Here is a 1896-nt window from a genome sequence, read left to right on the forward strand (position 1 = left end):
TCGCCTGCGGCAAAAACGCCGGGGATATTGGTTCTCATTGCCGGATCCACAATCACCTCGTCCCTTTCGTTGATCTCTACCATACCTTTAAATGCGGAGGTATTGGGTTTGTAGCCGATAAAAACAAAAACGCCATCGGTCTCCAATTCGGAAACCACTTTGGTTTTTAAGTTCTCGATCTGCACCTTTTTTAACGTTCCGTTGCCCATATAGGCACGAAGCTCCGATTCCATCACAAAGCTGATCTTCGGGTTTTGCTTCGCCTCTTCCACAGCGTGGGCAAATGCCTGAAAATGGTCAAACTGATGCACTATCGTTACGTGCGATGCAAAGTTGGTTAGGGTTACGGCTTCTTCCAGAGCGGAGTTTCCGCCTCCCACCACAATCAACCGCTTGTCCTGAAAGAAATCGGCATCGCACGTGGCACAATAGGAGATTCCCCGTCCTTCGAACTCCTTTTCACCGGGAATATCCAGCGAGCGGGGTTTTCCTCCGGGGGCCAAGATCACCGATTTCGCCCGGAAGATTCTTCCGTCCTCCAGTTCTACTTCTTTAATTTCACCCGCTAATTGGTAACGTACAATCTTAACATTTGTCTTGATGGTGCAGCCAAAACTTTTGGCCTGCCTCCTCATAATATCCACCAGTTCGTATCCCTTTATCGTTTCCACGCCAGGATAATTGGCTATTTCATTGGTCAATACCATTTGTCCTCCCGTAACGCCTTCGCTTAAGATCAACGTATCCAGTTTTCCGCGCGAGGCATAGATTCCCGCAGACAATCCGGCCGCTCCGGCTCCCAAGATCATTACGTCGTATATTTTCTCCATACTCTTTCTTTTAAAAGGAAGACCAATCCTTTTGGGGATTGATCTTCATGAAATTAATACAAAAAATAATTATCAGGACAGAAACTGATCCAGATTCGATGTGATTTGCTGCATATTTTGTATGCTGGTGGTTGCCTTGGCTACCTTTCCGCTTTTATAATACATGGTGAAAGGGAGTCCCATAAATCCGCGGCATTCGGGAGCATTTCTTATAACTCCCGATTCCGGGCTGTCAAAAGCCATGGAGTAGAATTTCACTTCAGGGCGTTCTTCTTCCAGTTCTTCCATGATTTCATAAACAGGGATACACATCGGTCCCATACGTCCGCAGCATACCATTACGTTTTCGTTCTCGTCGATAATTTTCTGCAGCTCTTCAGCAGTTTCAATCTCGTGGATGTTAGTTCTTAAATACTTCATAATTATTGTTGATTTTATTGTTATTTTCCGACGACAAAGTTATGGCATAATCGGTTTGAAAACGAAGAATACCGGCTGACATACTCCATGAAAAAAAATGAGCTTTGTCAGTTTTTGGACTGATAAATGTCAGTTATATGAAAAGGTTGTATCTTTGATGGAAAAAGTAAGAAAAATGAACCCATTTCCAGAGAGTGATACAGATAATTGCGAAAAGATGGTAGCTTGTTTTCGCGACTTGAAGCCTGAGGAGCTGACGCTTATCAGTTCCGGTAAAACAGAACTCACCTATCTGGCAGGAGAAACGTTGTTTAAACAGGGCGCATTCTCCACCCATGTCTTGTTGGTAATGGATGGGTTGGTAAAGGTTTACCTACAAGCCGGACGCGATAAGCAGCTGAATCTACAACTGGCAAAACCGGGAGATTTTCTGGCGTTTGCCTCTGTTTTTGGGGAAACGGTACACACTACATCGGCTATAGCGTTGACGGATACACAGGTTTGCATGATTGATAAGGAAAACATGCGTCAATTGTTGATGAACAATGCGGAGTTTGCCATGCGCATTACGTCGCGAAATTTTCGCAATGAGCGTCAATTGTTGACGGTCATCGGTAACATCACGTATAAGCAGATGCGGGGCAAA

Annotated in this window: 3 protein-coding genes; 1 reads left to right on the forward strand and 2 read right to left on the reverse strand. The window is 44.7% G+C overall.

What is annotated here, in order from left to right; translation table 11 throughout:
• Both B3B27_RS05365 and B3B27_RS05370 read right to left on the reverse strand, forming a co-directional pair.
• Nucleotides 1-830: NAD(P)/FAD-dependent oxidoreductase (locus B3B27_RS05365; RefSeq protein ID WP_286847001.1), on the reverse strand; the 830-nt coding region annotated here is incomplete at its 3' end.
• 72 nt (nucleotides 831-902) lie between these two features.
• Nucleotides 903-1250, reverse strand: coding sequence for a thioredoxin (locus B3B27_RS05370; protein ID WP_286847002.1), 348 nt, complete (start codon nucleotides 1248-1250; stop codon nucleotides 903-905).
• A 175-nt stretch (nucleotides 1251-1425) separates the two neighbouring features.
• On the opposite strand from B3B27_RS05370, the gene B3B27_RS05375 reads away from it, so the two are divergent.
• Nucleotides 1426-1896, forward strand: a 471-nt coding sequence (locus B3B27_RS05375) for a Crp/Fnr family transcriptional regulator (RefSeq protein ID WP_286847004.1), incomplete at its 3' end; no start/stop codon positions are given.

Origin of the sequence: Proteiniphilum sp. UBA5463 (assembly GCF_002427225.1) — a bacterium.
Lineage (GTDB): Bacteria > Bacteroidota > Bacteroidia > Bacteroidales > Dysgonomonadaceae > Proteiniphilum > Proteiniphilum propionicum.